The organism is Bacteroidota bacterium (genome assembly GCA_016720935.1).
GTDB lineage: Bacteria > Bacteroidota > Bacteroidia > AKYH767-A > 2013-40CM-41-45 > JADKJP01.
The window spans coordinates 1470303-1477193 of the sequence record JADKJP010000006.1; the positions used below are offsets into that span (position 1 = coordinate 1470303).

The window sequence follows — 6891 nt, forward strand, 5'->3', positions numbered from 1 at the left end:
AATACAAATACAAACCGGGGGATTTTTCAAATCATACTTATTGAAAACTGTGCTTCAAAATAAAACCTTAAGACAACTTGCGATTTCACTTCTTCAGAAAAGAATGGTCGTGTTGTTTTTGTTTTTCTTTGTATGTACGTCGAACAATTATTCCCAGCAGGCAAAAAAACAAAAAGCCCCTACCCTTACGCGGATCGAATTCCTTTTCGATGCTTCCCAAAGTATGTATGGAAGATGGCAAAGCGGTGCTAAAATTGATATCGCACGTTCACTGATGAACAAGGTGCTTGACAGTCTCCGCTACATTGACAACATTGAACTCGCTCTTCGTGTGTATGGTCATCAGAAACCTTATCCACCACAGGATTGCGATGACAGCCGACTGGAAGTACCATTTTCGAAAGGGAATATTTCAAGTATTCAGCAAGTATTGAAAAACCTGGTTCCAAAAGGAACAACACCAATAGCGAAATCACTTGAGTTATGCGGAAATGATTTTCCTCAAAGCCCATCCCGAAACATCATCATTCTTGTAACCGATGGAATTGAAGAATGTGGCGGTGATCCCTGCGCTATTTCCCAGGCTCTTCAGAAAAAAGGAATATTTCTAAAACCATTTGTCATCGGTATGGGAATCGATGAAACATGGAAAAAAACTTTTGAATGCGTTGGCCGCTATTTTGACGCAACAAACGAAGTAACTTTCAAACAAGCCCTCGATGTGGTTATTTCACAGGCATTGAATTCCACCACCATGCAGGTGAATCTTCTGGACATGGCCCACAACCCAACGGAGACCAATGTCAACATGACTTTTTACGATCGCTGGAATGGAGAAATTAAATACAACTTTATTCATACTCTGAATTCAAAAGGTAATCCGGATACACTGGTGATTGATCCGTTGCCGATTTATAAAATTGTAGTACATACGATTCCGAGTGTTTCGCTTGACTCAGTTGTGCTGACACCCGGAAAACATACCATAGTTGGGATTGACGCGCCGCAGGGTTTCCTCACTCTGAAATTTGACGGCACTTCGGAAATTAAAAAACCACTTGCCGTTGTTCGCCAGCATGGTGAAATGAAAACTTTGAACGTTCAGGATTTTAATACAACGGAAAAATACATTGTCGGAAAATACGATCTCGAAATCCTCACCTTGCCACGAATCAATCTTGAAAATATCGACATCAGCCAGAGCAAAACCACAACCTTACAAATCCCGCGTCCGGGAATGGTGACCATCATCAGCAATAATCAGGGTTACGGTAGCCTATATGTGGAAGACAAAGGAAATCTCAAATGGATTTACAATCTCGATGACAATCTGAACAAAGAAACCATAGTCCTTCAGCCGGGAAAATATCACGTAGTTTACCGGTCTAAGAATTCCAAAGAATCCATTTATACCATTGAAAAAGATTTTTCCATTGTTTCTTCTGAATCCAATATTATTGTCCTGAATCAATAAGATCCACAAACTAAGAAATCACGACCCATGAAAAAATATCCATACACAGAAAAGAAAGACACACGTTCCGGTTTTGGAGCAGGATTACTTGAACTCGGAAGATCAAATCCGGATGTTGTGGCTTTGTGCGCGGACCTTACAGGTTCATTAAAAATGGACGCTTTTGAAAAGGAATTTCCAAATCGTTTTTTCCAGATTGGAATTGCCGAAGCGAATATGATTGGAATTGCAGCCGGTATGACCATCGGCGGGAAAATCCCTTTCACAGGAACTTTCGCGAATTTCTCTACGGGAAGGGTTTATGACCAGATCCGACAATCTGTGGCTTATTCGGATAAGAATGTGAAAATTTGTGCTTCCCATGCTGGGATTACCCTTGGAGAAGACGGAGCTACTCATCAGATCCTTGAAGATATCGGAATGATGAGAATGCTTCCCGGAATGGTTGTTATCAATCCATGTGATTTCAATCAGACGAAAGCAGCTACTATCGCGATTGCGAAACATCATGGTCCGGTTTACCTGCGTTTTGGCCGGCCGGTTGTGCCGAATTTTACACCAGCAGATCAAAACTTTGAAATCGGAAAAGCAGTTCTCCTCAATGAAGGTAGTGATGTTTCCATTTTCGCGACAGGCCATCTGGTCTGGAAGGCACTCGAAGCATGCGAAATTCTTGAATCAAAAGGGATTCGTGCTGAAATTATCAATATACATACGATTAAACCACTGGACAAAGCTGCAGTCTTAGCTTCAGTTCGGAAAACAGGATGTGCCGTTAGCGCTGAGGAACACCAAATGAATGGAGGTTTAGGTGATGCTATAGCTCAGGTGCTTGCTTCAGAATTCCCTTCTCCGCTTGAATACGTGGCTGTAAACGATTCATTTGGAGAAAGCGGTACACCGGAACAATTGATGAAAAAATACGGTCTGGAAGCCGAAAACATAGTACTTGCTGCTGAAAAAGTAATCAAGCGCAGAAAACCAGAACTGACACACTCCTGATCCATCCCCGAAAACAAGGATTGCCGGGGTTTAAATTTTAGAATGACAGAATACACAGACCTCGAGTTGCTGGAGCAATTTCGGGAAGAATCTACCCGGCATTTTGCATTTAATTTACTGGTTCGTAAATACCAGCAAAGGCTTTATTGGCATGTTCGGAGGATCGTCATCGATCATGAGGATGCCAATGATGTAATTCAAAATGTTTTCATCAAGGTCTGGAAATCACTCCTTTCTTTTCGTGAAGATTCCCAATTGTATACATGGCTTTACAGAATTGCCACAAATGAATCCCTCACTTTCCTGAATCAGAAAAAAAAACGTTTTGCCATCCCATTTTCAGATGTTGAATACGAACTCTCCAATTCACTAGCCAGTGACCCCAATTTTTCAGGTGAAAAATCCAGATGAAATTGCAACAGGCAGTTCTGAAACTTCCCACCCAGCAACGTATCGTTTTTAACATGAAATACTATGATGGAATGAAATATGAGGAAATTTCAGCGATTTTAGGGGTTACAGTAGGGGCCTTAAAAGCTTCTTACCATCATGCGGTTAAAAAAATCGAAAAATACCTCACCGGAAATTAAACCATTTCAGCTTTATTACATCCAAAGAAATTGAATACCTGAATGAAAAATAATCAATCCATACACAACGAAAACGAAAAGCTTTCTCCTTTGCTGGAATCAATGAAAGATCAGCAAGGCTTTCGCGTGCCGGATGGTTATTTTGAAGAATTACCCGGTCTCATCCAATCTCAGATTCAACAATTACCTGATTTTGAAAAATCAGCTGTCGTTAATCCGTTTTCAGTTCCGGAAGGATATTTCGAACAATTGCCACTCGCGATCAGCAATGCAATTGAAGAAAAGAAAAATTCGGTTTTCAGTTTGCGCACTTTCTTCGCGGTTCTTTTACGACCAAGGGTGACTATAGCATTCGCTTCCCTCCTGCTGATTTTCTTCATCAGCATACGGTTTTTCACCAGGGAGATTTCAGTTAGTGTACCGGCGACAGAATTCTCAATGCAGGATCTCGATAATTCACCTGTCCTTGATGAACTTGACGAATCTACTCTCATGGATCTTCTCGCAGAACAAAACCAGGACATTTCCGTAGAGGATCAGAATGATAACATCGAACAATACCTGATTGATAACGATATTGATATTTCACAATTAGAATCAAGATTATAATGAAAAAACAAATTCTACTCTTCCTTGGTGTTTTCATTCTGAACACTGCCGCTTTTTCTCAGGGAAACCCACCTCCCGTGAAAGAACGACTGGAATCCATGAAAGTCGGTTTTCTGACTGAACGGCTGAATTTATCTCCGGAGGAAGCCAAAGTTTTTTGGCTTGTTTACAACCGCTATCAGGATGAGCTCGAACAATTGAGGAAATCCAGAAGAGAAAACCTGATGAATGCCCGATTGAATTTCGATGAAATGAGCGACGCGGAAGTAGAAAAAACCATTGATAATGAATTGATGTTCCGCCAAAGCGAACTTGACGTGATGAAAAAATACAATCCTCAATTCAAAAAAGTACTTCCGATAAAAAAGGTCGCGAAACTTTTTAAAGCGGAAGAAGATTTCAAAAGAAAACTAATCGATATGATCCAGGATCGTAAGGATGAACGTCGCCAGGACAGAAGAGAATTACGAGGAAAATAACCCTACCCCTTGAAAGCAGAAAGGGCCAACAGTTGTTGGCCTTTTTTATTTGATATTAGTTCAAGCTACTTTCACTGTATACAATTCCTTTAGTTTTTCAATCACAAAATCAATCTCTTCTTTTGTATTGTACTTGCTAAATGAAAAACGCACAGAAGGACGATCGACTTCTCCATAAATTGCCTTCAACACATGTGAACCCGCATTACTGCCTGAAGAACACGCGCTGCCACCGGAACATGCAATACCAGCAATATCCAGATTGAACAGTAACATTTCCGAATTTTCAGAAGGTGGAAAAGCGACATTTAATACGGTATACAAACTCTCATCACTGGCCGAATCACCATTGAACTGAATGCCCGGAATGTTTTCAACCAGCTTTCCAATCATGTATTTTTTCAGACCTAGAATATGTTGACGATGCTCTTCCATGTGACCTGTGGCCAATTCCAGAGCTTTCGCCAAACCCACAATTCCATAAACATTTTCGGTCCCGCCACGCATGTTTCTTTCCTGGGCGCCGCCAAAAATGAAAGGATGGATTTTTACTTTGTTGCTGATAAAAAGAAATCCAATTCCTTTCGGTCCATGAAATTTATGAGCAGCGCAGGTAATGAAATGAACATTTGTTTCTTTCACATCAATGGGAAAATGTCCCATGGTTTGCACCGTATCACTATGAAACAATGCATCATACTTTTTACAGAGTTCGCCCACTTCTTTCAAGGGAAGAACATTTCCCAATTCGTTGTTGGCATGCATTAAGGACACCAAACTTCTTTCGTTCGTCTTCAATAATTCTTCAAGATGATCCGGCTTTACTTTTCCTTTTTCATCCAGATCAACATAACTGAGTTTTATCTTTCCTTCTTTTTGCAATTCTTCAACCGTGTGCAAAACCGCGTGATGTTCGATTTTTGAAGTGATGATGTGACGAATTCCTAAATCGCGAACAGCACAAAATAAGGCGGTATTGTCTGCCTCAGTGCCACCGGAAGTAAAGAAGATTTCAGAAGGTGCTGCGCGAAGAATTTTCGCTACTGTCTTTCTGGAATTTTCAATCGCGGTTTTTATTTCCTTCCAAAAGAATGTATGGAAGAAGGATTTCCAAATCCTGCTTGAGAACAGGAAGCATCGCTTCATAAACTTCCTCATCGAGGGGCGTGGTCGCAGCGTTGTCGAGATAAACTCTCATGTGGCTAATACAGCTTTTGTGGGCAAGCCCGGAATTAACAATAAATTTTTATCAACGCATTGACTTCTCGCTGATCATGTCTTTGATGTCAAAAATGATTTTTTCGGCCAGATTTTCAGCAGTGGTCTGGCTTTGACTTTCCGCATAGATCCGGATAATAGGTTCAGTATTGCTTTTTCTGAGATGTACCCATTCCTTGTCAAATTCAATCTTCACTCCATCAATGGTGTTGATGGGTTGTTTTTTGTATTTGGACTGAATACCTTCCAGGATCTTGTCAACATTGATTTCGGAGTGAGCTCAATTTTATTCTTTGAAATATAATAGTTGGGGTAAGTCGCTCTTAGCATGGAAGTTGTTTTTCCTGTTTGCGCAAGATGTGTCAGGAACAAAGCGATACCAACCAGAGCGTCACGACCATAATGCAATTCAGGATAAATGATACCGCCATTTCCTTCTCCACCGATCACAGCATGATTGGCTTTCATCGCTTCCACTACATTTACTTCACCCACCGCGGCGGCAAAATATTTGCCTCCCGCTTTTTCAGTGACATCACGCAGCGCACGTGTACTCGAAAGATTGGAAACAGTGTTTCCTTTATTTATGTTTCAGAATATAATCAGCGACTGCTACCGAGTATATTCTTCCCCAAACATTTCACCGTCTTCACACACCAGCGCGAGACGATCTACATCCGGATCAACAACAATTCCGAGGTGCGCGTTTTTCTTTTTACTTCTTTGGAAATATCTCCGAGATGCTCCGGTAATGGTTCCGGGTTGTGAGGGAAACTGCCCTGTAGGTTCACAGTACAATTCAATAATTTCTTCTACGCCAAGCGCTTTAAGCAATACAGGAAGCACAATGCCACCGGATGAATTCACGCAATCAATAACGATCCGGAATTTACGGGCTTTGATGGCTTTTACATCCACCAATGGCAGAGAAAGGATTTTCTCGATGTGTTTGAGGTGATAATGAGGCTCGGTTGTATACTTCCCGAGCTTGTTCACTTCCGCGAAACTGAAAGCATCCTCATTCGCGATCCGCAGTACTTTCAGCACCATCGGCAGCTGAAATAAATTCGCCGAGGTTATTTAAAAGTTTTAAGGCATTCCATTGTTTGGGATTATGACTGGCAGTGAGAATGATCCCACCGTCAGCTTTCATATCCTTCACCGCCATTTCAACCGTTGGTGTTGTTGAAAGCCCGAGATAGATAACATCGATGCCAAGTCCCTTCAACGTACCAGCAACGAGATTTTGTACCATCTCTCCTGGAAATGCGGGCATCACGGCCAAGTGCGACAACAGGTCTGCGATTACTTTTCGGTAAATTACCCCCATGAGCCAGGTGCCATAGGCCGCGGTGTACTTAACAATATCTACAGGTGTCAAACCTTCTCCGGGTTTCCCGCCAATTGTCCCTCTGATTCCTGAAATTGATTTGATGAGTGCCAAACGATTAAATTTATAGGGTAAAAATCAAGGATACAAAGATAATGGCTTTCCCTGTTTTTATTCGGAATATCCGGT

4 protein-coding genes and 3 pseudogenes are annotated in these 6891 nt (G+C 41.4%); 5 read left to right on the plus strand and 2 right to left on the minus strand.

Annotated features, from left to right (window positions below; translation table 11 throughout):
• The first annotated feature begins 40 nt into the window (after positions 1-40).
• The 5 genes and pseudogenes from IPP86_14210 to IPP86_14230 all read left to right on the plus strand — a co-directional run bounded on the left by IPP86_14210 (position 41) and on the right by IPP86_14230 (position 4154).
• A complete protein-coding gene (locus IPP86_14210) occupies positions 41-1474 on the plus strand; it encodes a VWA domain-containing protein (GenBank protein MBL0139664.1) in 1434 nt (477 codons plus the stop codon).
• A 27-nt stretch (positions 1475-1501) separates the two neighbouring features.
• Positions 1502-2476 (plus strand): transketolase family protein, encoded by a 975-nt coding sequence (locus IPP86_14215; GenBank protein MBL0139665.1) that lies wholly within the window; start codon positions 1502-1504, stop codon positions 2474-2476.
• Between the two features lie 42 nt (positions 2477-2518).
• Positions 2519-3066 (plus strand): annotated as a pseudogene (locus IPP86_14220) (sigma-70 family RNA polymerase sigma factor).
• 42 nt (positions 3067-3108) lie between these two features.
• Entirely contained in the window at positions 3109-3675 is a 567-nt protein-coding gene (locus IPP86_14225) for a hypothetical protein (protein ID MBL0139666.1), read from the plus strand.
• Positions 3675-4154 carry a hypothetical protein gene (locus IPP86_14230; protein ID MBL0139667.1) on the plus strand — a complete coding sequence of 160 codons (480 nt, stop codon included), beginning with the start codon at positions 3675-3677 and terminating at the stop codon, positions 4152-4154. Before IPP86_14225 ends, IPP86_14230 begins: the two co-directional genes overlap by 1 nt.
• Before the next feature lie 60 nt (positions 4155-4214).
• Here IPP86_14230 and IPP86_14235 read toward each other — a convergent pair.
• Both IPP86_14235 and glmM read right to left on the minus strand, forming a co-directional pair.
• Positions 4215-5352: pseudogene (locus IPP86_14235) on the minus strand (cysteine desulfurase).
• Between the two features lie 51 nt (positions 5353-5403).
• Positions 5404-6816 (minus strand): annotated as a pseudogene (gene glmM / locus IPP86_14240) (phosphoglucosamine mutase).
• Positions 6817-6891 lie beyond the last annotated feature (75 nt).